The organism is Tessaracoccus zhenghani (assembly GCF_055326325.1).
Map to the genome: position 1 here is coordinate 570,982 of NZ_JBUZNQ010000001.1, position 22,736 is coordinate 593,717.

At 70.7% G+C, this 22,736-nt stretch carries 25 protein-coding genes; 8 read left to right on the forward strand and 17 right to left on the reverse strand.

The window, feature by feature from the left end; genetic code table 11:
- Nucleotides 1–43: 43 nt before the first annotated feature.
- The 8 genes from ACZK4S_RS02565 to ACZK4S_RS02600 all read right to left on the reverse strand — a co-directional run bounded on the left by ACZK4S_RS02565 (nt 44) and on the right by ACZK4S_RS02600 (nt 9,496).
- Nucleotides 44–1,195 (reverse strand): DNA polymerase III subunit delta', encoded by a 1,152-nt coding sequence (locus ACZK4S_RS02565; protein ID WP_076063033.1) that lies wholly within the window; start codon nt 1,193–1,195, stop codon nt 44–46.
- A 16-nt stretch (nt 1,196–1,211) separates the two neighbouring features.
- On the reverse strand, nt 1,212–2,129 hold the full coding sequence (locus tag ACZK4S_RS02570) for a sulfite exporter TauE/SafE family protein (protein WP_076063031.1): 918 nt from the start codon (nt 2,127–2,129) through the stop codon (nt 1,212–1,214).
- A gap of 244 nt (nt 2,130–2,373) precedes the next feature.
- Complete coding sequence (gene tmk / locus ACZK4S_RS02575) at nt 2,374–2,988, reverse strand: dTMP kinase (protein WP_076063028.1); 615 nt, start codon at nt 2,986–2,988, stop codon at nt 2,374–2,376.
- The gene (locus ACZK4S_RS02580; RefSeq protein ID WP_463643259.1) at nt 2,985–4,391 is read right to left on the reverse strand and encodes a hypothetical protein; all 1,407 of its coding nucleotides are present in this window, start codon (nt 4,389–4,391) and stop codon (nt 2,985–2,987) included. The genes tmk and ACZK4S_RS02580 overlap by 4 nt, the downstream gene beginning before the upstream one ends.
- A 14-nt stretch (nt 4,392–4,405) precedes the next feature.
- Nucleotides 4,406–7,057, reverse strand: a complete 2,652-nt coding sequence (gene topA / locus ACZK4S_RS02585; RefSeq protein ID WP_463643260.1) for a type I DNA topoisomerase — start codon at nt 7,055–7,057, stop codon at nt 4,406–4,408.
- Nucleotides 7,058–7,142: 85 nt separating this feature from the next.
- On the reverse strand, nt 7,143–7,637 hold the full coding sequence (locus tag ACZK4S_RS02590; RefSeq protein ID WP_463643261.1) for an HAAS signaling domain-containing protein: 495 nt from the start codon (nt 7,635–7,637) through the stop codon (nt 7,143–7,145).
- The gene (locus ACZK4S_RS02595; protein WP_076063020.1) at nt 7,634–7,972 is read right to left on the reverse strand and encodes a PadR family transcriptional regulator; all 339 of its coding nucleotides are present in this window, start codon (nt 7,970–7,972) and stop codon (nt 7,634–7,636) included. The genes ACZK4S_RS02590 and ACZK4S_RS02595 overlap by 4 nt, the downstream gene beginning before the upstream one ends.
- Nucleotides 7,973–8,008: 36 nt before the next feature.
- Nucleotides 8,009–9,496 (reverse strand): DUF7059 domain-containing protein, encoded by a 1,488-nt coding sequence (locus tag ACZK4S_RS02600; protein ID WP_463643262.1) that lies wholly within the window; start codon nt 9,494–9,496, stop codon nt 8,009–8,011.
- Nucleotides 9,497–9,582: 86 nt separating this feature from the next.
- On the opposite strand from ACZK4S_RS02600, the gene ACZK4S_RS02605 reads away from it, so the two are divergent.
- Nucleotides 9,583–10,386, forward strand: coding sequence for a hypothetical protein (locus ACZK4S_RS02605; protein WP_463643263.1), 804 nt, complete (start codon nt 9,583–9,585; stop codon nt 10,384–10,386).
- An 85-nt stretch (nt 10,387–10,471) separates the two neighbouring features.
- Here ACZK4S_RS02605 and mgrA read toward each other — a convergent pair whose 3' ends face one another.
- The 9 genes from mgrA to ssd form a co-directional block, all read right to left on the reverse strand.
- Nucleotides 10,472–11,518: an L-glyceraldehyde 3-phosphate reductase gene (gene mgrA / locus ACZK4S_RS02610; RefSeq protein ID WP_463643264.1), complete on the reverse strand. Its 1,047-nt coding sequence runs from the start codon at nt 11,516–11,518 to the stop codon at nt 10,472–10,474.
- A gap of 42 nt (nt 11,519–11,560) precedes the next feature.
- Nucleotides 11,561–11,920 carry an Rv3654c family TadE-like protein gene (locus ACZK4S_RS02615; RefSeq protein ID WP_463643265.1) on the reverse strand — a complete coding sequence of 120 codons (360 nt, stop codon included), beginning with the start codon at nt 11,918–11,920 and terminating at the stop codon, nt 11,561–11,563.
- Nucleotides 11,917–12,237, reverse strand: a complete 321-nt coding sequence (locus ACZK4S_RS02620; protein ID WP_076063010.1) for a TadE family type IV pilus minor pilin — start codon at nt 12,235–12,237, stop codon at nt 11,917–11,919. The genes ACZK4S_RS02615 and ACZK4S_RS02620 overlap by 4 nt, the downstream gene beginning before the upstream one ends.
- A gap of 35 nt (nt 12,238–12,272) precedes the next feature.
- On the reverse strand, nt 12,273–12,515 hold the full coding sequence (locus tag ACZK4S_RS02625; protein WP_076063008.1) for a DUF4244 domain-containing protein: 243 nt from the start codon (nt 12,513–12,515) through the stop codon (nt 12,273–12,275).
- Between the two features lie 103 nt (nt 12,516–12,618).
- Nucleotides 12,619–14,919, reverse strand: coding sequence for a DNA 3'-5' helicase SftH (gene sftH / locus ACZK4S_RS02630; protein ID WP_076063006.1), 2,301 nt, complete (start codon nt 14,917–14,919; stop codon nt 12,619–12,621).
- A gap of 54 nt (nt 14,920–14,973) precedes the next feature.
- Complete coding sequence (locus ACZK4S_RS02635; RefSeq protein ID WP_463643266.1) at nt 14,974–15,708, reverse strand: type II secretion system F family protein; 735 nt, start codon at nt 15,706–15,708, stop codon at nt 14,974–14,976.
- Nucleotides 15,705–16,493, reverse strand: coding sequence for a type II secretion system F family protein (locus ACZK4S_RS02640; RefSeq protein ID WP_076063002.1), 789 nt, complete (start codon nt 16,491–16,493; stop codon nt 15,705–15,707). The genes ACZK4S_RS02635 and ACZK4S_RS02640 overlap by 4 nt, the downstream gene beginning before the upstream one ends.
- On the reverse strand, nt 16,487–17,632 hold the full coding sequence (locus ACZK4S_RS02645; protein ID WP_076063000.1) for a TadA family conjugal transfer-associated ATPase: 1,146 nt from the start codon (nt 17,630–17,632) through the stop codon (nt 16,487–16,489). Before ACZK4S_RS02645 ends, ACZK4S_RS02640 begins: the two co-directional genes overlap by 7 nt.
- A complete protein-coding gene (gene ssd / locus ACZK4S_RS02650) occupies nt 17,625–18,629 on the reverse strand; it encodes a septum site-determining protein Ssd (RefSeq protein ID WP_076062998.1) in 1,005 nt (334 codons plus the stop codon). The genes ACZK4S_RS02645 and ssd overlap by 8 nt, the downstream gene beginning before the upstream one ends.
- 145 nt (nt 18,630–18,774) lie before the next feature.
- Here ssd and ACZK4S_RS02655 point away from each other — a divergent pair, with 145 nt between their 5' ends.
- From ACZK4S_RS02655 to ACZK4S_RS02685, 7 genes are all read left to right on the forward strand, one after another.
- On the forward strand, nt 18,775–19,515 hold the full coding sequence (locus ACZK4S_RS02655) for a class I SAM-dependent methyltransferase (protein WP_076062996.1): 741 nt from the start codon (nt 18,775–18,777) through the stop codon (nt 19,513–19,515).
- 41 nt (nt 19,516–19,556) lie between these two features.
- Nucleotides 19,557–20,051: a phage holin family protein gene (locus ACZK4S_RS02660; RefSeq protein ID WP_463643267.1), complete on the forward strand. Its 495-nt coding sequence runs from the start codon at nt 19,557–19,559 to the stop codon at nt 20,049–20,051.
- 13 nt (nt 20,052–20,064) lie between these two features.
- The gene (gene sp36 / locus ACZK4S_RS02665) at nt 20,065–20,226 is read left to right on the forward strand and encodes a Sp36 family protein (protein WP_198928302.1); all 162 of its coding nucleotides are present in this window, start codon (nt 20,065–20,067) and stop codon (nt 20,224–20,226) included.
- Nucleotides 20,226–20,681 carry a RidA family protein gene (locus ACZK4S_RS02670; RefSeq protein ID WP_463643268.1) on the forward strand — a complete coding sequence of 152 codons (456 nt, stop codon included), beginning with the start codon at nt 20,226–20,228 and terminating at the stop codon, nt 20,679–20,681. The genes sp36 and ACZK4S_RS02670 overlap by 1 nt, the downstream gene beginning before the upstream one ends.
- A gap of 1 nt (nt 20,682) precedes the next feature.
- Nucleotides 20,683–21,354: an endonuclease III gene (gene nth, locus ACZK4S_RS02675; protein WP_076062987.1), complete on the forward strand. Its 672-nt coding sequence runs from the start codon at nt 20,683–20,685 to the stop codon at nt 21,352–21,354.
- A 61-nt stretch (nt 21,355–21,415) separates the two neighbouring features.
- Nucleotides 21,416–22,012, forward strand: a complete 597-nt coding sequence (locus ACZK4S_RS02680; protein WP_463643269.1) for a TlpA family protein disulfide reductase — start codon at nt 21,416–21,418, stop codon at nt 22,010–22,012.
- Nucleotides 22,009–22,644: an NUDIX hydrolase gene (locus ACZK4S_RS02685; RefSeq protein ID WP_463643270.1), complete on the forward strand. Its 636-nt coding sequence runs from the start codon at nt 22,009–22,011 to the stop codon at nt 22,642–22,644. Before ACZK4S_RS02680 ends, ACZK4S_RS02685 begins: the two co-directional genes overlap by 4 nt.
- Nucleotides 22,645–22,736: the final 92 nt, after the last annotated feature.

The window sequence follows — 22,736 nt, forward strand, 5'->3', positions numbered from 1 at the left end:
GCACCGACTGGAGCCCCTGCCCGGGGTGACACGCCCGTCCGGCTCAACTCCGGCGCGCGAGCGACAAGCTGATCAGGAGCGACTCCAGCGCGAGCAGCGGGGCGACGTTGCCCTCCAGCGCGGTGCGCGCCTGCAGGATGGCGTCCAAGGCATGCACCGTCTGTTCGGGCGTGGAGCGGCGGGCGACGGGCTCGATCTCGTCTGCCAGGTCCGCGTTGACCAGCGGCACCCCCGGCGCGGTCTGGGCCACCAGCACGTCGCGGTAGTAGCCGGTCAGTTCCGTCAACACCCTGTCGAACGAGTCGCGTTGCAGCCGCTTGCCCCGCATCTTCTGCTGGTCTTCCAACTCCCGGATGGCGGCTTGGGCGTTGCGCGGCTTGGCGCTCCCCCGCCCCCCGATGCCGAGGGCCTCCTGCAGCGCCGCCATCTCCTTGGCGTCGAGTTCCGTGGTGGTCTGCTCAGCCTCCTCCTTCGCGGCGGCCACGAGGTTCTCCGCGGCGGTCAGGCAGGCCGAGACGGAGGTGAGCTTGCCGGGCAGCGTGAGGATCTCATGACGACGGATGCGGGCGGTCTCTGAGCGCGCCAGCATGCGCGCCCGGCCGACGTGGCCCTGGGCCGCGCGGGCGGCGTGGGCGGCGAGCGCCGGCGAGATGCCGTCGCGCTCCACCAGGAGCCGGGTGACCGCCTCGTCGCTGGGGGTGGCCAGCTTGATGGTGCGGCAGCGGGAGCGGATGGTCACGATCACGTCGTCCGGGTTGGGCGCGCACAACAGGAACACCGTGCGGGGAGCCGGTTCCTCCAGGCCCTTGAGCAACGCATCCGCGCCGCGCTCGGTGACCCTGTCTGCGTCCTCCACCACGACGATCTGGTGGCGCTGCTTGACCGGAGCCATGTTGGCGCGGCCCACGAGCGCCCGCACCTCGTCGACACCGATGGACAACTGCTCCGTGCGCAACAGCGTGACATCCGGGTGGGCGCCCGAGAGCGTGGTGCGGCACTCCTGACACTCACCGCAGCCACCCTGCGGGCACTGCAGGGCGGCGGCGAAGGCCTTCGCCGCGTTGGACCGACCGGACCCGGGAGGACCGACGAACAGCCAGGCGTGCGTCATGGCGTGCCGGTGCCCCTCGACGGCGCGGCGCAGCGTGGCCACCGCCCGCTCCTGCCCGATCAGCTCAGAGAACACATCACCCATGTGGCTCATCCTGCCATCAGGCGGCGACAGCATCACCCTCGGCAACCTCATCGGCCACGCGGGACTGCTCGACGCGCCGGGCCCGCAGGTGCGCCCGCAACGACCAGCCGACGGCGGCCGCGCCCAACGCGAACACCAGGAGGTAGGCCGGCAACTGTAGGCCCTCCGGCACACCGAAGCTGCGGACGAGCGAGCGGGCGTTGACCAGCACGATGGTCGCGCCGGCCGCCGCGCCCAGCACGCGTGGCGGCAGGTGCCGGACGAGCCAGGCGGCGATCGGCGCGGCGATCAGCCCCCCGAGAAGCAGCGCCCCCGCCATCCACGGCACGATCGCGCCGCCGCCCAGGCCAAGGAAGAATCCGACCGAGGCGGCAATCGCGATCAGGAATTCCGAGGCGTCGATGGTGCCGATCACCTTGCGCGGCTCCATGTGCCCCGACGCCAGCAGCGCCGGGGTACCAACGGGACCCCACCCGCCGCCGCCGGTCGCGTCGACGAACCCGGCGAACAGGCCGAGCGGCGCGAGGAACTTCGTCGGCAGCCGCTGACCGAGCTTGCGGGTGGAGATCCCGAAGAACGTGAAGCGCACCAGGACGTAGGCGCCGAGCACCAGCAGGATGATGGCCATCAGCGGCGCCGCGGCCTCCGTCGAGAGCCGGGAGAGGAACGTCGCGCCCGCGAACGCGCCGATGGCGCCTGGGACGCCGATGCGCAGCACCACCTGCCAGTCGACGTTGCCGAAGCGGTGGTGCGAGATGCCCGAGGCGAGGGTGGTGCCGATCTCGGCGAGGTGGACGGTGGCCGAGGCCATGGCCGGGTTGGTGCCGATGGCCAGCAGGAGCGTGGTCGACGTGACCCCGTAGGCCATACCGAGGGAGCCGTCGACGAGTTGGGCGGCCAGGCCGACGAGGGCGAGCAGGACGAAGTTGAGCATGAGGTGCCTTTGTTGTGTCTGGGGTGGTGTGGGCGTGCGGGAGCGGCTAGCCCAGACACATGGCGCTGTTGATGCGCATCAGGACGACAGGCGTGGGAGACGTCAGTGTGCTCTCGGCGGCGGAGTCGAACATGCGGAGAGTCAAGCAGCTACATCGGCGCTTGTTAACATCGAATCCCCTGGTTTCGCTGCACGCGGAACGCGGAATATCTCGCTACCAGCCGCATTCACGGCCAGGAAGGTCTCAGCCGGCGAGGAGGGATTCGATCCGGCCGGCGATCTTGGCTGCCATGAGATCCCTGCCCTCCAGCGCCTTCATCACGAAGTACTCCTCGGGCCGCTCGGCGGCCAGTGCGAGGAAGTGCCGGCGCACCCGGCGGTGGAACTCCAGGCCCGCGCTCTCGAGGCGGTCCTTGTCCTGCTTGATCGACACCGCGTCGTCGGGATTGGCGTCGAGGAGGATCGTGAGGTCCGGCCGTAGACCGCCGACGGCCCACCAGGCGATATCGGCGACCTCGCCCAGCGCGAGGTCCCGGCCCGCACCCTGGTACGCGATCATCGAGTCCACGTAGCGGTCGCAGACCACCACCTCGCCGCGCTCCAGCGCCGGGCGGATCACCTCGTGCACGTGCTGGGCCTTGTCGGCCGCGTACATCAGCGCCTCAGCGCGGTGGTCGACGTCGCCGGATGCGGGGTCCAGCACCAGTCGGCGCAGGGTGGCGCCGAGTTCGGTGCCCCCCGGTTCGCGCGTCACGATGTGCGGCAGGCCCCGGGTCATCAACCACGACTGCAGGCGCCGAACCTGCGTGGACTTGCCCACCCGGTCGCCGCCCTCGAACACGATGAACAGTCCGCTCATGAGGTGGGCTTCTTCAACTGCTTCGCCTGCTTCTTCTTGGCCTTCGCCAGCAGCTTCCGCGCCTCGGCCACCCGCTCGGGCCAGCGCTGGATGAAGTCGCGTCGACGCAGCGCCGCCCCGCCCCGGGTCCGCTCGTAGTCGAGGCCCAACTGGTAGGCCTGAGACGGCGACAGCCCGTCGAGTTCGGGGGTGCCGCTGCGGAGGCCCTTGGACGCCCTCCGCAGTTCGTCGAGCACCTCGTCGAGCGTCCGCAGCATCTTGCCCATCATCTTGGGCATCATCGGGGCCAGCACGTTGGCGGCCACCTCCAGCTGCTCGGCCGCCCGCAGCGCCGCCTGCCAGGCCTCGTCGGGCGACGCTGGCGTGAGGCTGCGGCAACGGTCGGCCAGGATGAACGTGGCCTGCTCGGTACGCTCGAACAGCAGTTTCGCGGCCGGCTGATGCGACAGGTCGCCCAGCCTGGGCGCGCGGGCCCCGGTGACCAGCGCGTCGATCGCGTGCAACGTGGGCTGCTCGATGTCCATGGCCGAGGCGAAGGGCAGGCCGGTGAGCACGCTCTCGACGCTCTCCCGCCAAGCGGGTTCGAGCACGGTCGCGAGGCCCCGGAGGTCACGTCCGAACTCCCACAACCGGTGGTTCAGCGCGCCCACCTCGTCGGGGTCACCGGTGCGTCTGTCGAGGTCTGCCCGCACGATGTGGCCCAGGTGCCCGGCGAAGATCGCGGCGACGAACTCCTCGAGGGACGCGTCGCGCCACAGCTCGCGGGGCTTGGGGAACCCGGTGAGGCCGGTGGCGGGGGCGCCCAGCCGCTGCTGGAGGTGGGGGAAGTCCGTCACCAGCGTGGACCCCCCGGCCTGGGCGGCGCTGAGCAGGAACTCGCGCTGCTGACCGGTCAGGGCCTCGCTGGGCGTGAACGTGACCTCGCGGTATTCGGCGCTGAGCACACCGTCGCGGCGCACCTGGACCTTGTCGTCGCGGACGATGGCGGCGGTCGCGTTGTCCGCGTCGCGGAGGAACCACTCGTCGCGCTCGCACGTCATGGCCGCGATGGGTCCGAGCGTCGCGCCGCGCACGAACGGCTTCACGAGGCGGGCGAACCGCTCCGGGAGGTCGCCGCTGCCGGACACGGGCTCCGCCTGCTCGCTGGGCAGGTGCGGTTCCCACGCGGGGGCGGCGAGGTACCACTGGCCGGCACCGGCCACCACGCGGTGGGCGACGACGACGCCGGCCCTCAACAGGCGACCGTCCGGCGCGTCGATGATGGTGCTGTCCATCACGAAACTCGCCGAGGGCCTGCGCACGAGGCGCTCCAAACCGACCGCGGTGGAGGTGAATTGTGGTGGTTCCGAGGTGAACGGGACCTCGAACCGGATCGCGCCCTTGGGCGTGCCCTTCTTCGCCATGGCTGTCAGCCTAACTACTTCTTGGGGGCTGCCTTGCGGGTGGTCGTCTTGCGCGTGGTCGTCTTGCGCGCAGGACGGGTCGACGGGCCCTTGGCCCGCTTCTCAGCGATCAGTTCGAAGGCGCGTTCCGGGGTGATGGCCTCGGGCGCGTCGTCACGGCGCAGGGTGGCGTTGGTCTCGCCGTCGGTGACGTAGGGCCCGAACCGGCCGGACTTCAGCACCACAGGCTTGCCGGAGACCGGGTCTGCGCCGAACTCCGCCAGCGGGGCGGCCGCGGCGGCGCGTCCGCGCGTCTTCGGCTGGGCATAGATGGCCAGCGCCTCCTCGAGCGTGATCTCGAAGATCTGGTCCTCGGTGGTCAGCGACCGCGAATCCGTGCCGCGCTTCAGGTACGGGCCGTAGCGTCCGTTCTGGGCGGTGATCTCGTTGCCCTCCTCGTCCTTCCCGACGGTGCGGGGCAGGCTGAGGAGCTTGAGGGCGGTGGGCAGGTCGAGCGAGTCCAGCGACATCGACTTGAACAGCGAGCCGGTGCGCGGCTTCTTGGACTTCGGTGCGTCCTCGGGCAGCACCTCGGTGACGTACGGGCCGAAGCGGCCGTTCTTCGCCACGATCATGAGGCCGGACGCCTCGTCGACGCCGAGCTCACGCTCCTCGTCGAGTGGCTGGGTGAGCAGCTCCTCGGCGACGGCGACGGTGAGCTCGTCCGGCGCCAGCTCCTCCGGCACGTTGGCGCGGCGACCGTCAGAGGCCTCCACGTAGGTGCCGTAGCGGCCGACGCGCACGTCGATGCCGGAATCCTTCAGCGGGAAGGTGGACAGGGCGCGGGCGTCGATGTCGCCGAGCTCGCTCACGAGGGATTCGAGGCCGTGATGGGTGTCGCCTTCGGCGCCGCGGTAGAAATCCGTGAGCACCTGGAGTCGCTGCGCCTTGCCGGAGGCGATCTCGTCGAGCTGGTCCTCCAACTCGGCGGTGAAGGCATAGTCCACCAGTTCGGTGAAGTGCTCCTCGAGCAGCCGGGTGACGGCGAACGCCAACCAGGTGGGCACCAGGGCCGAGCCCTTCTTGAAGACGTAGTCACGCGCGGTGATGGTGCGGATGATGGAGGCGTAGGTCGACGGGCGGCCGATCTCCAGTTCCTCCAGCTTGGCCACCAGCGACGGCTCGGTGTAGCGCGACGGGGGGCGGGTCTCGTGGCCCGCGGGCTCGGCCTTGGCGACGGCCAGCTCCTGCCCCTCGGTGAGCACCGGGAGGCGCGACTGCGCGTCGTCGGAGGTCGACTCATCGTCGACGCCCTGCACGTAGGCCTTGAGGAAGCCGGGGAAGGTGATGGTGCGGCCCGAGGCGACGATGCCGGCCGAGGTGGCCTCGGCGTCGGCGACCGTGGTGGCGCCGATGGTGGCGTCGATCCTGATCGAGACGGACTCGCCGCGGGCGTCGGCCATCTGCGAGGCCAGGGTGCGCCGCCAGACCAACTGGTAGAGGCGGTAGGCGTCGCCCGAGAGACCGGTGTCGTCCGGGTGGCGGAAAGAATCACCGGCGGGACGGATCGCCTCGTGCGCCTCCTGCGCGTTCTTGACCTTCGAGGCGTAGACGCGGGGCTTGTCGGGGAGGAACCGCTCGCCGAACAGCGCGCGCACCGCCTTGCGGGCGGCGGTGATGGCCTCACCCGAGAGCGACACCGAGTCGGTTCGCATGTAGGTGATGAAGCCCTTTTCGTAGAGTTCCTGCGCCACCGACATCGCGCGCTGCGACGAGAAGCCCAACTTGCGGCCGGCCTCCTGCTGCAGCGTGGTGGTGCGGAAGGGCTCGTAGGGGCGGCGGGTGTAGGGCTTGGCCTCGACGGAGGCGACGCGGAGGTCACCGTCGGCCAGCGCCCCAGCCAGCGCCTTGGCCGAGGCCTCGTCGAGCACCAGCGCGTTGCCGGCGGTGAGCTCGCCGTCGGCGTTGAAGTCGCGGCCCTGCGCCACCTTCGCGCCACCCACCTCCACGAGGCGGGCGGGGAAGTTGCGGGGGTCCGTGTCCGGGCCGCCGTCGAGCGTGAGGTCCAGGTCCCAGTAGGACGCGGGGACGAACGCGATGCGCTCGCGTTCGCGGTTGACGATGAGGCGGGTGGCGACCGACTGGACGCGGCCGGCCGACAGCTTCGGCATGACCTTCTTCCACAGCACCGGCGACACCTCGTAGCCGTACAGGCGGTCGAGGATGCGGCGGGTCTCCTGCGCGTCCACGAGGTCGACATCGATCTCACGGGGGTTGCGGACGGCCTCCTCGATGGCGGACTTGGTGATCTCGTGGAACACCATCCGCTTGACCGGCACCTTGGGCTTGAGCTCCTCCATGAGGTGCCACGCGATGGCCTCGCCCTCGCGATCACCATCCGTTGCCAGGAAGAGTTCGTCGACGTCCTTCAGCTTGGCCTTCAGGTCCCGGATGGTCGCCTTCTTGTCCGGCGAGACGACGTAGATGGCGTGGAAGTCGTCGTCGACGTTGACGCCGGTGCGCGCCCAGGCCTCGCCCTTGTACTTGGCGGGCACCTCGGCGGCCTTCGTGGGGAGATCGCGCACGTGACCACGGCTCGACTCCACGATGTAGTCGCCGCCGAGGTAACCGGCGATCTTGGTCGCCTTGGTCGGCGACTCGACAATCACGAGACGCTTGCTTGACATGCAGATCTGTCCTTTAACAACGGGGAAACTCGTGAGGAACAATAGCCTGAGCTGTCAAGCTTGCCCGCTTCGGGCACTCGAACCCCTAGCCGCGGCGACGTCGGCCCTTGGCGTCCCACTGCACTTCGGTACCGGTGCGCGGGTCGATGATGCGGTTCTCCTTGGAGAGTCGCAGGAACCAGCCACCCCAGGCCGCCAGCAGGACCACGCCCAGCGTCAGCGACGCCCAGACCGGCATGCCGAACGGCCCCTCCGTCCCGTCGGAGAAGAGCGCCAGGACGCCGCTGACGAGGAACCAGCCGGCCACTGCGGTGTAGCCGAAACAGGCGAGGGCGAACAGGACCTGTCCCCGGAAGAGGCGCATCAGGAAGGGAGCGGATTGATCCGCGACGGCGACCCCGGTGGCGCTCGCCCGTTCGGCCGCATACGCCTTGACGGGGCCGAAAGCCTCGACGGGATCCTCCCCCGTCTCGGCGACGTGGGACTCCACTTCGGCCAGGATCTCCCCGATCCGGTCGCCGGGCACGTCGAGGAGGCGCAGCTCGAGAGTGAGGTCGTCGATGTAGCCGGTGGCGTTCATGAGTGCTCCTTCAGGAGGGCGGAGAGGTTGTGGGAGAAGGCACGCCAGGTGTCCGCGCGGTTGCGGAGGTCCGCCGCGCCGTCGGCGGTGAGCCGGTAGTACTTGCGGCCGGGGCCGGAATCACCGGCGCGCCAGTCGGTGTCGACGAACCCGGCCTCTTCGAGGCGGCCGAGGATGGGATAGAGGGTGCCGCCCTTGACGGTGCCGAAGCCGGCGTCGTTCAGGCGGCTGGTGATCTCGTAGCCATAGGTCTCGCCCTCGGCGATGATCGCAAGAACGGCCACTTCGAGGAAGCCCTTGAGCCAACTCGACGGCCAGGGAGTTGCAGGTACCATGGCTAGATCGTATATCTACCTAGTCAGCGATGCAACCTATATCGCGTGGGAACCGTCGCCGGCGAGGATCAGCATCTGGTCGAGGAGGGCCTGACGGATCTCTGGAAGAAGCGCGGCGGCCAGCTCCGCAGCGTCGAGGTCGAGGACCTGCGCGACGGCGGCCACCACCTGGCCAACGGTCAACTCGCCGTCGAGCGCGCCGAGGGCGGCGGCCAGGGCGGTGTCGGCTTTGATGGCACGCAGGAGCCCCACCCGCTGGCGGAACACCACGTGCTCCGGATCCTCCGCGCCGGGCCGGCCGATGGTCTCCTGCTCGACGTCGACGAGCCGGGGCCGGGCGGCCAACAGCTCCGCGGTCGGTAGCTGGAACGCATCCACGGCGGCAAGATGCCGGGCGAAGACGTCTCCCACCGGCTGGGCGACAGCGTGCGGCCAGCTCTCAAAACGGCAGTGGGGCTCGGCCCGCTCCGCCCTGGTGACGAGCACCCATCCCATCCCGATGCTGCGCACGCCCAGGCGCTCGAAGTAGGCCAGCCACTCGTCGTAGGCCTCCCTCCACCGGTCCGTACCCGCCAGCCCGGCGTCGGTGAGCCACATCTCGATGTAGGAGAACACGTCCAGGCGCTCCCGCTCGATGATCCAGGCGTCACAGGCGTCCGGGATCCAGGCGCCGAGCCGCTCCTCCCACGGCTGGTCCGTCACGGCCCAGTTGGTCAGCAGTTGCAGCGACCCCCCGGGGGTGAGGTGGTCCGCGGCACCGCGGATGAGGGTCTCGACGAGGGAGTCGCCCTCGAAGTTCGCCTCCCGGTAGGTGAGGGTGTCGGCCTCGTCGGTGGGCGGGCTCATGACGAACGGCGGGTTCGACACGATGAGGTCGAACCGCTCCCCCGCCACCGGCTTGTAGAGGGATCCGTTGCGGTAGTCCACCTCGACACCGCCCAGCCCTGCGGTCACCCTCGCCAGTTCGAGGGCGCGCTCGTTGACGTCCGTGGCGACCACCCGGCCGGCGTGCCGGCTGAGATGCAGCGACTGCACCCCACAGCCGGTGCCGAGGTCCAACGCCGTGTCCACAGGCGTGCGCATGGTCAGCTGCGCGAGCGTGGTGGACGCGGGCGACACTCCCAGCACGTAGTCAGGGCGGATGGGCGACATCCCGTGGTCCAGGCCCGGGGTCGGGTCGGCCACCACCCATCCGGACGCTCCGTCATCCGGCGAGCCGTAGGGGCGGATGTCCACGACGGCGCGGACCGAATCCCCGTCCATCCGCACGAAACCCTCCTCCAGCAGGGCGTCCACGCCGACCGCGGCGGCCACCACCTCACGCGGCACCGCCTGTTGAAGGATGAAGAGCCTGATCAGCGCGGCCTGCGGGTCTGCGGCGTCGCCGAGCGCCACGTCGGCCGGCACGGTGCAGTTGCGCCCCAGCCCTGCCTGGCCGTCCTCCCCGATCCGGTCGACCACCGCATCAGAGGTGTAGCGGGCGGCGGTGAGCTGGTCGCGGAGCGCGGCGGTGTCGATGGCCATGGCGACATCTTAGGCAGGGCGGCGTCGGCTGAATCGCCATCGACGAGGCCTGTCGACCTGACCCTCCCGGTTGCGACCATGGGCGCATGGCACTGAAGAAGAACGTATTGATCGCCGCCCTGGCGGCGGCCGCATTGGGGGTCAGCGCCTGCAGCGGAACCGCGGAGACCCCCCAGACGCAGGCCCCGGCCAGCTCACCCGCAACGGCCGAAGAGACCGGAGCGGGCGGTTCGGCGAGCCCTGCCACGGAGACCTCCGCCGAGGCGACGCCGACGGAGGAGGAATCGGCCACCGCCGAACCCAGCGAGGAGGAGTCGACCCCCGAGGGGTCCTCCGGCGAGTTCCCCTGGGACGAGGGCCCCGTGGACACGGAGGACTTCCTCGACCTGTACCGCCCGGTGCAGGAGTCGATCACGACGATGAAGATGACCGCCTCGACGTCGGTCCCCGGTTCCGAGACCGTCACCTACGTCGACAGCACGGACCCGGCCAATCCCCGCACCTACACGGTGCTGGAGGCCGCCGGGAAGAAGGTGGAGTCCGTCACCGAGGGCACCACCGCCTATACCCGGACCGACGGCGGGGCCTGGCAGGAACAGCAGATCCCCGACTCGGCTGAGGGGACCAAGCCCACCCTCGATGCCGAGACTCTCCGTGGCCTCGTCGAATCCATCGAACTCGTGGACAAGGCGGAGCGGAAGTTCACCGTGGTGCTGGATCTGGGGGCCCTGGCGCCCTCTGCGGCGCCCGGGGCGGAAGGGATCCCCACCACCTGGTGGCTCGATGACCAACTGCGCCTGGTGAAGCAGGAAATGACGATCATGGAGGCGACGGTCATCACGGAGTACTCCGAGTTCAACCAGCCGGTGGACATCCCGCAGGTGCCGTAGGCCTGAACTGGAGCGCCCGCGACTGGGACGGATCCCTGCCGCGGGCGCTTCTGCACTGTGCGGAGACTCGCACTGCCTTGTTCCGTCAGACGGAGTCTGTGGCTCCCTGCCAGAGGTTGATGCCTCCCACTCCGGAGTGCCCGTCGATCGCCGAGAGCTCGTCCTCGGTGAAGGCCAGGTTGGTGAGGGCGTCGAGATTCGCGTCGAGCTGGCGCACCGACGAGGCGCCCAGCAACGCGGAGGTGACGGACGCTTCGCCCTGGTCGCGGAGCACCCAGGCGATGGCCATCTGGGCCAACGACTGGCCGCGGCCCTCGGCGATCGCGTTCAGCGCGCGGAGGTGTTCGAGGTTCTTCTCGTTCAGCAGCCCCTCGTCGAGCGACTTCCCGGCGGCGGCGCGGGAATCAGCCGGGATGCCGTCGAGGTAGCGGTCGGTGAGCATCCCCTGCGCCAGCGGCGAGAAGGCGATGACACCCATGCCGTTGGCGGCAGCGGACTGCAGGAGGCTGGGCTCGCCGTCCTCAACCCAGCGGTTGAGGATGGAGTACGACGGCTGGTGGATGACCAGCGGCGTGCCGAGCTCGCGCGCGATCTGCTGGGCCTTGGCCGTCAGCTCCGCCGAGTAGGAGGAGATGCCCGCATACAGGGCGCGGCCTGAGCGGACGATGAAGTCCAGGGCCTGCATGGTCTCCTCGACGGGGGTGTCCGGGTCAGGGCGGTGGTGGTAGAAGATGTCGACGTAATCGAGACCCATGCGCGCCAGCGAGTCGTCGCAGGACGCGACGAGGTACTTGCGCGAGCCGCCGAAGCCGTAGGGGCCGGGCCACATGTCCCAGCCGGCCTTGGAGGAGATGACCAGTTCGCTGCGGTACGGCTTGAAGTCCTCGGCGAAGTGGCGACCGAAGTTCGTCTCCGAGGAGCCGTAGGGCGGGCCGTAGTTGTTCGCGAGGTCGAAGTGAGTCACGCCGCGGTCGAAGGCGCGCCGCAGGATGTCGCGCTGGGTCTGGAGCGGCTTGTCGTCTCCGAAGTTGTGCCACAGGCCCAGCGAGATCGCGGGCAGTTTCAGGCCGGAGGTGCCGAGCCGCCGGTACGGCATGGAGTCATAACGGTCTTCCGCTGCAACATAAGTCATACCGTCAGCCTATTGGCACCCCGGAGGCGGTGCTGAAAGCTGTCACGTTCCGGCCGTGGCACTGCGCAGGAAGGTCCGCGGCGCTCCGGGCAGGGCCGGCTCCAAGGGGGCACGGACCGCGATCTCGACGACGACGTGCCGGCCGCCGCCCCGCACGGCGCACTCCGCGACCGAGACCCCGTTGCGGACCGCGGCCTCGCCCGCCGCGGAGCAGGGGTCAGCGCCCTGGACCGACGCGGACACCGCTGCGAGGGCGGCGAGCTCGGCCGCCTGTTCGGCGTGCCGGGCCGCCGAGAACCACGCGATCAGGACCCCAGCCACGGTGAACGACGCCAGGAGGGCCAGGCTCATCCCCATCGTCAGTAGCACCCCTGCCGAACCGCGCTCGTCATGGCGGCTCACGGCCCGATCCCCGGTTCGTAGGCGGCCCAGGCCCGGGCGGAGACGTCGACGACGCCCAGCTTCAGAACGGGCACCGACAACGTCACGCTGGCCTGGACCCCGAGGTGCTCCCTGGCTACCTCTATGCGTGCGCCTTTCGGCACCCGCGCCCTGGCTTCGGCGAAGGCTTCGTCGTCACCCCGGGCGGCCTGCCGGGCCAGCTGGGCGCTGGCCTCGGCGGCCGTTGCCTGGGCCACTCCGAGGAGGGAGGCCCCGACCAGGCCGACGGTGAGGACCACGGCGAGCAGCAACCCGACGCAGAGCTCGACGGCGACCATCCCCTGTTCACCCCGCCGGGTCCTCCCTCCTCGGATCACCCTCCGACCTTGAGCAGATCGGAGATGTTGAAGTCGCCCTGCAGGACCTTGCCGAAGACGCCAGTGACCCAGTCGAAGAGCACCTGGAAGAACGCGTTGTCGGAGAAGACCCGGACCAAGAGGATGGCGACGGTGGCGGCGGCGAGCAGGCCGATGGCGTACTCGACGGTGGTCAGGCCCCGCTCGGTGAGGCGGCGCAGCTGCGCCGTGCGCTGGGGGTGGAGCACGAGGTTGGACATGGAGGTTCCTTTCCCGAGGTCGGCCGCCTTTCGGCCGGTCTCACCCCCATTGATCGGAAAAGGGCACCCTGAATCACCGCGTGAACCCGCGTGTGTGGATGGATCAGGCGGACAACACCGCGGGCTGTGGACAACGGGTGATCGCCCTAGACTCCGCGTCGAGCAGCAGCCCGAGCAGCTCGGCCGCATCCGGCTTGTTCAGCACCTGGTTGGCGTTGCCACACTTGGGCGACACCACGCAGGCAGGGCAGCCCTCGGCGCAGCCGCACCGGGTGAGGCGCTCGAAGGTGGCTGCCAGCCACTCCTCGATGACCTCGTAGCCCCGGTACGCGAAGCCGGAGCCGCCCGTCATTCCGTCGTGCACGAAGATCGTGCAGAGGCCGGTGTCCGGGTGCAGGGCGGTGCTGACGCCGCCGATGTCCCACCGGTCGCACGGCGCGAACGCCGGCAGGAGCCCGATGGCGGTGTGCTCCATGGCGTGGGCGGCTGCGCCCATCTGGAGTTCGGCCCAGCCCAGGCGGCCAGCGAGGTGCGCCGGCACGGTCCACCACACCGCCTGCGTGGTCATCCGGTGCAGCGGCATCTCCAGGGCGGTGGTATCCCACACCTCATGGGTCACCTCGTCGCGACGGAGGTAGGCCATCACCTGGGAATCCAGCCGCACGTCACCCCGGCAGACCTCCGTGACACCCAACCGCTTGCGGTCCACCTCGCGGAGGATCTCGATGTCGAACGACGACTGCGGCTGTGTGTAGTACCTCGGCCTGCCCTGGACGACGAACGCCTGGTGCTCCTCACGGTCCAGTTCGTCGACGAGGAACGTCTCGCCCTGGTGGAGGTACACCGCGCCGGGATGGACGGTGCGGTCCGCGGCCGCCATGTCGACCACGCCGACCACCCGGCCGGTGTCGCGCTCGATGATGTCGACGGGGCGCTCCCCGATGGCGCGCAGGTCGATGAAGTCCACGGCCCGGTCCGGCCTCGTCCAAAAGCAGCGGCCGGCGCGGTTGCGCAACACCCCCTGCTGCGCCAGCGCGTCCGCCAATGCGGAGGTGGTGGGGCCGAACCAGCGCTCGTCGTCTGCTGACAGCGGCAGTTCCTGGGCGGCTGCGGCGAGGTGGGGCCCGAGCACCCGCGGGTTCTCGGGGTGCAGCACCGCCCGCTCGACGGGGGCGTCGAAGATCAGTTCCGGATGCTCGAGGAGGTAGACGTCCAGCGGGTTCTCCCGTGCCAGCAACACCACGAGCGCGTCCTGGCCGCGGCGCCCCGCGCGGCCGGCCTGCTGCCAGAACGACGCGAGCTTGCCCGGATAGCCGGAGACCAGCACCGCGTCCATGCCCGCCACGTCGACGCCGAGCTCCAGCGCGTTGGTGGAGGCCAACCCCCGAAGCTCGCCGCTGTGCAGCGCCGCCTCGAGCTCGCGCCGGTCGTAGGCCAGGTAGCCGCCGCGGTACGAGGCGACCCTGGTGGGCTCGCGCGCCACCTCCTGCGCAGCCAGGGAGACCAGTTCGGCACCCTGTCTGGACGGGACGAACGCGATCACCTGCCTGCCCTCGTCCGTCAGCCCCGCCAGCAGGCGGGCTGTGTCGTCGCGCAGCGACTTCTCCGGCCGCCACAGCGCCACCGTGCGGCGGCCCGACGGTGATGCGTCCTCGTCGACCACCTTCACCGGGCCGGCCCCGATGAGGGTCTCCGCGAACTCCCGGGCGTTGGGCGCCGTGGCCGACGACAGCGCGACGACGGGGTCTGCCCCGTACTGGGCCGCGATCCGCCGCAACCTGCGCAGCACCTGCGCCACGTGCGCCCCGAAGATGCCCTGGTAACGATGGGCCTCGTCGACGACGATGTAGCGCAGCGACCCCAGGAACCTCGACCACCGCTGGTGGTTGGGCAGCATGGAGAAGTGCAGCATGTCCGGGTTGGTCAGGATGAAGCTGGCATGGTCTCTGGCGAAGCGCCGCTCTGCCTCGTCCGAGTCACCGTCGAGCGGGGTGATGCGCCACGTCTTCGGCCCGAGTGCCGCCGCCGCCCGGGCCTGGTCGTGCGCCAACGCCTTGGTGGGCGAGATGTACAGCGCCGTGTGCCTGGGGCCGGTGAGCCGGGCGCGCATCGAATCCACGGTGACGCCCACCTCCCCATGTACGGCGCCGGTGATGATGGGCATGAGGTAGCCGAGCGATTTGCCGGAGCCGGTGGGCGTGCACACGATGCTGTGCTCGCCGTGGAACAGGGCGTCTGCGAATTCCACCTGGTGCCGCCAGGGCGCGGCGATGCCCGCTGCGGAGATCTGTTCTGCGGCCTTGGCCGGCAGCCAACTGGGCCACGCGGTGGGCACGCCGGCGGCGGCTTCGCGCTGTGAAACAGCGGTCACCTCGTCGCGGCCCAGCACCCAGGAAAACGTCACTCCTCAACTGTGCCAGCCACCACCCACAATTTCTGAATCGACCGCCGTGTCGATTCAACCCGAGAAGAAATTCTGGATCAGCCCGGCGACGATGGGCACCACCCCGACCAGGATGAACGCGGGCAGGAAGCACGCCATCAGTGGAACGACCGACCTCACGCCCACCGTCCGGGCGGCCTTCAGCGACCGATCCCGGAAGTCCTGCCGGGCATCCTCGGCGTGCACCCTGAGCACGCCGGCGAGCGACGCGCCGGACCGCTCGGCCCGGGCGATGTCCGCCGCCGGCTGCCCCCAGACCGGGTGCTGCCGCAGCCGGGCCCACGCCTCAGGCCCAGCCCTGCCGAGCGCCATCTGCGCCGCCACCTCCCGCAACAGCTTCTGCGTGGCGGGCGGCGACACGGCTGCCACCGCCTCCACTGCGGCGGACATGGGCTGGCCCGCTTCCAGGCAGACGCTGAGGAAACCCAGGGCGTCCGGTAGCTCCGCCGCCAACTCACCCGTGTCCGGCCGTGGCGCACGGTACCCCAGCAACACCACCGACCCGAGACCGACGACCAACCCTCCCGCCACTCCGGGCACCCCGTCGAGGACCAGCATCAGGAGTGCGCCGACGGCCACGCCCAGGAGCGCCCGTTGCCGCAGCGGCAGGGCCCCCTCCCTGCCCTCCAGCCACGCCGGGACCCTCCGTTCGGGCCGTGCCCGGAGCCGCTCCAGCGCCGCAGCCGGCGCGGGCATCGCCACCACCACGGCCAGGAACGCGGCCAGGGCCGCCGTCAGCAACTGGTTCACCTGACCGCACTCCTTCCCTGCGCGAGCTTGTCGATCCACAGCACCCCGGCGGCGGTCAGTGTCACCGCGGCGAGCACCAACACCTGGCCGATGACACCGCCGAACAGGAAGCGCAGCGGGTCTGCACCGGCTGCGAAGCCGAGGCCGACAGCCAGGAAGGGCAGCGCCGCCATGATGTGGCCACTCGCTCGCGCGGCCGCCAGTTCGGCGTCGATCACGGCCTGCAGTTGCCGCTGGCGCCGCAGGTTCTCTGACACCGACGACAGCACGTCCGCCACCGGGGCCCCACTCCTCTCGCTCACCCGCCACGCCGACGCGACGGACCGCATCCCGCCCTGACCGGGGACGGAGGCGACCCGTTCGAGCTCCGCCCCCACATCCGAACCCAAGGCGGCGGCCGCAGCCGCGGGGGCGAGGACGGGCGAGTCACGCGCCGCCTCGGCGAGCGCCACGGTGGGAATCTGACCGGACCGCAGCAGGGAACTCAGCACCCGGGCCGCCGCGGCGCACTCGCCCGCCCGCCTGGACGCGCTGCGTCGACGGCGCGCGCTCACCACCAACCAGCCGGCAGTGCCGAACGCGATGGCCCCCACCGCCATCCAGCCGACCGCCCGGAGACCCAGCGCACCGGCTGCCCCGACCGCTGCGAGCAGCCCGAGCACCACCCACGGCGACACCCGGGTGGGCAGCCGTCGGCGGCGCGGCGCCAGGCGCCGCAGCCCGGGCGCGGGCCCGACCAGCACCGCCGCGGAGAGGGCGGCCACCAGCGCAGCGCCGGTCACCACCCCACCAGCCTGGTCAGTTCGGCGCCGGCCTCCCCCTCGTAGCGCACCCGTCCCCCGACGAAGGACGCCGCCGGCGCGATCTCGACCAGGCCGTCGGAGCCCCGCCGGAACAGCCCTATCTGGTCCACCGCCCGGGCGCCTGACCGGCTCCGCCGGAGATGGACCACCAGTTGGAGGGCAGCGGCCACCTGGGCATGGCACGCCTCGCGGCCCAGCCCGCCCAGGGCCGCGAGGGCTTCCAGGCGGGCGGGCACGTCCTGCACCGAATTGGCGTGCACCGTGCCGCAACCCCCTTCATGCCCGGTGTTCAGCGCGGTCAGCAGGTCAGTCAGTTCGGCACCACGCACCTCTCCCAGCACGACGCGGTCCGGGCGCATCCGCAGCGCCTGCCGCACCAGAGTGGTGAGCGTGATGGCGCCTGTCCCCTCAGCGTTCGCCGGCCGGCCCTCGAGGCGCACACAGTGCGGATGGTCCGGCACCAGTTCCCGCGCATCCTCCACCACCACCAGACGCTCATGGCCGGGCACCAAGGCCAGGAGGGCCGAGAGCAGCGTGGTTTTTCCCGTGCCGGTGCCGCCGGAGATCAGGAAGGGCAACCGTGCAGCCACCACGGCCCGCAGCAGGCGCTCACCCTCCGGCGGCAACGAGCCGTCCGCCACGAGGTCTGCCACCGAGAAGCTCCGGCGGGCCGGCACCCGCAGCGACAGGCAGGTGCCCGGCGCCGCCACCGGCGCGAGCACCGCATGCAGCCGCACCCCGCCCGGCAGACGCCCGTCGACAAAGGGCGACGAGTCATCCAGGCGTCGCCCGGCGGCGGCCGCCAGCCGGATGGCGAGCCTGCGCACCTGCTCGTCATCCACGAAACGCACCTCCGCGCGTTCCAACCCCCGGCCGCGGTCCACGAACACCTCACGGGGCCCGTTCACCACGACGTCAGAGACCCCCGGCTCGGCCAGCAGGTCGTCGAGCGGGCCGGCCCCGACGCTGTTGCGCCGCAGCTGGGCGAGCACGTCGTGCACCACCGCGTCGGTCACGATGACGCCCATCCCGCGCAGCGCCGCCGCCACGTCCACCGGGGTGTGGGTGCGGCCCAGCCCGGCCAGGCGGCTCTGGAGCACATCGAGTTGGACCTCAGCCACCGCGCACCTCCGCCAGCAGCGCCGCGACCTGCCTGCGGTACCGGCGCGCAGCCGCGCTGACAGGCGACAGCCCCAGCTCCGCCAACCGGATCACCGCCTTCTCGTGGGTGATGGCCGCCAGGCAGGGCAGGCCCAGCGCGCGCGAGACGACCTCTGCGGGGATGGACCGGCCGGGCCCACGCCGGACCACCACCGCACCGGGCTGCACGGACCGGCCCTCGACCAGCATCCGCGCGGAGGCGACGGACCTCACGTCCGCGCCGACGACGAGCAGCGTCCGGTCCGGCTCCACCGGCGGCGCCTCACGGCCGGCATCGATGACCACGAGGTCTGCGGAGCGGGCCAGCGAGCCGACGGCGGCCGCCACCGCTGCCGCCGGTGGCGCGGAGGACGACTCCCGCCCCTGCGCCAGGAACGCCGCCCCCTCGGCCATGGGCAACCCGCCCATGAGATCCCCCAATTCGCCCCGCGCATGACTCAGGTCAGGCCACCGCACGCCGTCGACGGTCTCCGCTCCGACGAGGAGGTCCAGCCCTCCGCCCGCCTGCGCCAGGTCCACGCACGCCGCGCGCATCCGCTGTGCCGCCGCCACCAGCGCCAACGAGGCCGCCAGCGTGCTCACGCCCAGGCCGCCGGAGGCGCCCACCAGCGCCACGACCGTGGCCCGCACCGCGTCCGCGCGCACCGCCGTCGAGATGGCCTCCGCCAGGTGACCGCCGTGGTCAGGCAGTGGCAGCACCGGCAATGCGAGGGAGGCGGAACACCGCGCCAACTCCGGCGGCGAGGCACCGACGAGGTAGGCCTGCCCGGGCGCGACGCCCGTCCAACGCGTGGCGACCTCCGTGGAGACCAGCCGCAGCGCCGCCTCCGGCCAGGCCACCCGCACCTCATCAGGATGGTGGGCCACACGCAACGGCACCTCGAAAGCGGCCGCGGAGACCTCCACCGCCTCGATGACGGCCGGGTCCCGGGAGCAGAGCAGAACGTAGGGGTCCATGCCCACCACTGTGGTCAACGGGCAGCCCGATTTTCGACGGATGTGCCCCGTTGTGGATAACCTTCCCCGGCGCGGCGTCCTCCGTCGTGACGCACAATCAGCCAGCTAGGCTGGCCCCACCACATCAGCTACGCGGAAGGACGGCATGAGCATCACCCTGCCCGACGAGGCCCTCACCTGGCTCTCCGTGTGGCAGGACGTGCGCGGGCTGGTCCTGGCCGGTGACACGCACCTCACGCGCCGGCTCTCGGCCGCCGGGCACACCCTGTTCGCGCTGACCGACAACCCCGCCGTCCACGCGCGGCTCGCCGAGCTCACGCGGGTCACGCCGCTGCTGGCGCGGCCGGAGGCGGTGCCCACGGATCCGCTGCAGTTCGAAGTGGTCTTCGCGCACCAGAGCCTGCACCGCTACAACCTCGACCAGGCCCTCCCCCAACTCGCCCGTGTGCTGCGCAGCGGCGGATGCGTCAGCGCCTCCTACCTGGTGCGCGACGACTCGGTGCCCTGGGTGCGGCGGCTCGCCGCGCTGTTGCGCCGCTATGACCCCATGGCCATGAAGGGCGACTACGGCCACCAGAGCCTCGACGTGCTGGGCCGCTCCAAGTACTTCCCGGAGGTGGAGCGCCGCGCGTTCCGGATCTGGCAGGCCGTCAGCCGCGAAGACCTCATCGCCATGGTGCGCAGGCAGCCGCTGGCCGGCAACCTCGACCAGAGCCAGCTCGACACCCTCATCGGCCAGGTCATCGACCTGTTCGACGGAGCGGTACGCCCCGGCGAGAACCTGCGGCTGCCCTACCAACTGCTGTGCTGGCGCGCCTGGGTCAGCCACGAGGAACTGACCGGCCCCGTCGAATTACCGGATAGCGGCTTGGCCATCCCACTGTGATCTATGCGGTACTAGGCTGTTAGCTGCGAAAGGAGCATCCAATGCCCGCTGAGCCCCGCCACCCGTTGGTCGACATCAAGGACTCGCTCTCCGAGTTCGTCTCGAAGACGTCCGAGCTCGCCTCGGCCGAGATCAAGCCCGCCGCCAAAGCCGCAGGCGTGGGCGCCGGGTTCTTCGCCGGTGCCGCCGTCTTCGCCCTGCACGCCATCTGGATGCTCGTCATCCTGATCGCACTGGGCGTCGGTCTGCTTCTCAACGCACTCACCTCCATGGGGCCGTTCCCCGCAATCACGCTGGGTTTTCTGGTCAGCGTCCTGTTCTCGCTGCTCGTGGCCGCCGTGCTGTTCACGCTGGGCCGCGGCAAGTTCCGGGACGTCAAGATGCCGGAGGCCACCATCTCCGAGGCCCGTATGACGCTCGACGCGGTGGTCGACGCCGTCGCCTCCCGCACGAAGGACACCGACATCGTGATCCGCTCCGACGACCTCCCCCAGTTCCGCGACGCAGACCTCGAGAAGTCGTTCGGCCGGCCGTAGTACCTTGTCTCCCATGATCAAGTGGGAATACTTCGTCGCGCCCGTCCTGTCGCATGTCGCTCAGCAGCTGCTCAACAACTTCGGCTCGGATGGCTGGGAACTGATTCAGCTCGCCCCCGGCCCCAACCCGGACACGCTCGTCGGTTACTTCAAGCGGCCCATCCAGGACGCCTGATGCCCGCCTCCGAGCGCTTGGCTGAACTCGGCATCGAACTGCCCCCGGTAGCCGCTCCCGTCGCTGCCTACGTACCGGCCACCCGGGTGGGCAACCAGATCTGGACCTCCGGCCAACTGCCGTTCGTCGACGGTGAACTCGTCGCCGTCGGGAAAGTGGGGGGCCCGGTGTCGCCCGGCGACGCCGCTGCGGCAGCCCGCACCGCGGCGCTCAACGCCGTGGCGGCCGCCGCCGACATCGCCGGTGGTGTCGACAACATCCGCCGCGTGCTGAAGGTGGTGGTCTTCGTGGCCAGCGAGCCCGGCTTCACGGCGCAGCCCGCCGTCGCCAACGGCGCCTCGAACCTGCTCGGTGACATCTTCGGCGAGTCCGGCGTCCACGTGCGCAGCGCGGTGGGCGTGGCGGTGCTCCCGTTGGATTCGGCCGTGGAGGTCGAACTCGTCGTCGAGGTCTGAGGTGGACCAGCCGGCGATCATCAACGAGACGCTCGCCGAGGCCTACCCCGACGCTCGGTGCGAGCTGGATTTCCGCACCCCGTTCGAGCTGCTCGTCGCCACGGTGTTGTCGGCGCAGTCGACGGACCGCCGGGTCAACGCGGTGACCGCAGACCTCTTCCGACGCTTCCCCGACGCCACGGCGCTCGCGGAGGCGGACAGGGAAGAGGTTGAGGTCATCATCGGACCTGTCGGGTTCTACCGGAACAAGACCACCGCCATCATCGGGCTGAGCCGGCGCATCGTCGATGAATTCGACGGCGAGGTGCCGGGCACACTCGACGAACTCGTCTCGCTGCCGGGAGTGGGGCGCAAGACCGCCAATGTGGTGCTGGGCAACGCGTTCGGCGTGCCCGGTGTCACCCCCGACACCCACCTCATCCGCCTGGCCAACCGCTTCGGCTGGGTGGACAGCACCAAGCCGGACGATGTGGAGCGCTCCGTCGGGGCCCTGTTCCCTCCGGAGGAATGGGTGATGCTCTGTCACCGCGTGATCTGGCACGGCCGACGGTGTTGCCATGCCCGGCGCCCGGCCTGCGGGGCCTGCCCCGTTGCCGAATGGTGCCCCAGCCGCGACATCGGCGAACAGGATCCCGCCAAGGCCGCCCAGCTCATCCGGGAGCCCAGGAACTGACGGCGCACCGCCGGTGGCGTCGGGCTGAGGCCGCGGCGTCGTGGGGTAATCTCGCAGCACGATGAGGATCAGGTCTGCCATCGCCGCGCTCAACGCGGCTCTGTTGCTCGCCGCGTGCACGCCCGGCCAGAGCACCACCCCCACCGCGCCCGCCACGCCGCCGCCGGATCTCGCGGCGCTGCGTGTCGAGTACGGGCTGCCTGACTGCCCGGACACGGATCCGGACGCCGAGCAGATCGACGGCGGGCTCCCCCACACCCAACTGACCTGCCTGGGCAGCGACAAGACGGTCAACCTGGCCGGCCTGGAGCGCACGCCCACCATCATCAACGTGTGGGCCCAGTGGTGCGGCCCCTGCCGCGAGGAGGCGCCCTTCCTTCGTGAGGGCCTTGCCGAACTCGACGGCGTCGCCTTCCTCGGAGTCGACTACAACGACCCCCTCCCCGATTGGGCCATCGAGTTCGCCGGCCTCGTCGGCTGGTTCTACCCCCACGTGACGGACCAGGACAAGACGCTGCAGGTGCCTCTCAAGATTCCCGGCATCCCGTCGACCTACTTCATCGACGCCGACGGGAGGATCGCCGGGGTCCACGCCGGGCCGATCGAATCCACCGAGCAGTTGAAGGACATGGCCGCCCGGTACCTGGGGGCGTCATGAGCGACGAGCGCGTCTTCGGCCGTCTCCGCGGCGCGCTCGCGCAACCCCAGGCCGCCCGCCACATCGGGATCGACCGCACGCCCCGCGGCGAACGCTCAGCAGCCGTGCTGGCCCTGTTCACGGACGACGGCGACCCGTCGCTGACCTTCATCACCCGGGCCACCACCATGCGCAGGCACGCCGGGCAGATCGCGCTTCCGGGGGGCGCCGTCGACGACACGGACGTCGACCGTGCGGACACCGCGCTCAGGGAGGCGCGCGAGGAGATCGGGCTCGACCCGACGCAGGTCACTGTGTTAGGACAATTGCCGGCACTGTGGGTGCCTGCATCGCGCTACGACGTCACCACCGTGGTGGGCGCGTGGCCGGGTGGGGACGAGCTCAGCGTCGTGGACCCACGCGAGGTGGCTGAGGTGCACCACTACCGGGTTTCAGAACTGGCGGCCCCGGAGACACGCGTGATGGGACGCCACCCCAGCGGGTTCATGGGCCCGTCGTTCGTGGTGGGAGACCAGTTCATCTGGGGCCTTACCGGGCACCTCGTTGACTGGGTTCTGGACCTGGCCGGATGGGCACTTCCGTGGGACCGGGGCCGGGTGGCAGACGTGCCCGCGCGTTTCCTGCGGGACTGACTGATGGGTGTGGAAGCGGGGGGGGGGGGGGGCCCCCCACCCCTTCTTTCCTGTGTTTTCGTGGTGGTTCCCCCGCCCCCACCCGCAACCCC